General features: G+C 46.2%; 2 protein-coding genes. Both read right to left on the bottom strand.

Annotation, left to right across the window (positions count from 1 at the left end):
- A partial coding sequence (locus A3754_RS25500) for a hypothetical protein (RefSeq protein WP_156497234.1) occupies positions 1-412 on the bottom strand: 412 nt, incomplete at its 3' end.
- Positions 413-472: 60 nt separating this feature from the next.
- Positions 473-1,437: hypothetical protein (locus A3754_RS25495; protein WP_082904835.1), on the bottom strand; the 965-nt coding region annotated here is incomplete at its 5' end.

Below are 1,437 nucleotides of genomic sequence, written 5' to 3'. Positions count from 1 at the left end.
TTCCAGCTGAAAGAAACGCCCATACCCTTTTAACATCCAGCTTCAGGCAAGTGAAATAAACCAGAAAAACAGATAAAACAAGCGGAAACGACTTCAGAGCGCGAGAATAATAAAGACTTTCATTACTAATAGTGGTCAAGACACCATCAAAAAATACCGCAAGGGGCAGCACAAAGTTAAACCAGTAAACATCCGGATTTCGAAATGCGGTTTTGGCAAGAAAATAACGGTAGCTATCATCGCCCCAATAAACATTGGCATCCGCCACAAAATCAATATACCACCACTGATATTCGCCGCGGGCCAACCAGGCAATGCCACAGTAGAAAGCAATTAGAGAAACAACCAAGAATACGAACCAAAAGTTGGTGCGAGTCTTGGAAACAGCGTCGTTCAGCACATGCTCACCCATAAATGACACAATTTAAAAGCCCCTTTTGATCAAGGGGCTCTTTTGTTTCGTTGTGAGGGGTTAGCAGAATGTAGCAGAGCCCCAACAGTTATCAAATACCGCGCCACTGCCGGGGTCCGGCAAGGGCGTAATGTTACCCACTGCGGCATTGCCATTCACGATATTATTAACAAAATAAGTGGTTGGATTCGACACCTCAAGTTTGAAGGCGTCGGGCAAATACATCGCCCAACCTCTTGACACCGACTCAACATAACCTGGGTATTGTACCGGCTCTTTTTGGAAAGATAGACCAAACAATGGTGTATCCACCATTACACTATGCAGATTAGAAATATTATATGGGATGACAAATGTATTAAGGTTTCCCGGGGTGGTTCCCAACCCTGAAGCCAACTGGCCTTTAATATTATCTTTGACAGGATTAGCGAGCAGCGGCAGAAGTGCGTTCACAAGAGCTTCTGAATTAGTCAGGCCTCCACCGTTAGAGCGAACGACATCCAGGTTATCGACCAGCTCGTCCACAGCTGATCCCAGCTGAGCATTATAAACACCCGCTTGAGTTTGTCGGTTACCTCTCAAAACAACGGGTCGATTCAACCGCTCCACCTGCGGAAATCCGATAGTCAGATCTTTAAACTCGATACCATTCCCTAAAAACGATACGCAACCGTTTTGCAGCCCCAAAGAGCGGAAGGGTGTCTGCAACCCAAAAGTATTATAACCAGTGCCAGGGCGATTACCTGGGCAAGGAGCTGACGAACTGCCACAGGTGATCGCGATATCATTATTTGGATCTCCATCGCCATTTTGATCCAAACCTTGGGCTTCCATAATAAAGTCAGCGGATGCACTTAGATAGCCGCTAAAGCTATTAAAGTTGCCAATACTCATTGGCCCTTCGACTTGCTCACCTCCGAGCCGAACCCCAACCACTTCACGCAACGTTTTTGAATTATCATTTTTGATTGCAAACTGGAAATAAGGGCGAGTCATCACCAGATCCCGCATCTGCGTACCGCCGT

It is taken from the genome of Alcanivorax sp. HI0083 (assembly GCF_001635175.1).
Note: the sequence above shows the minus strand (reverse complement) of the source record. Positions and strands in the feature narration are given on the sequence as shown.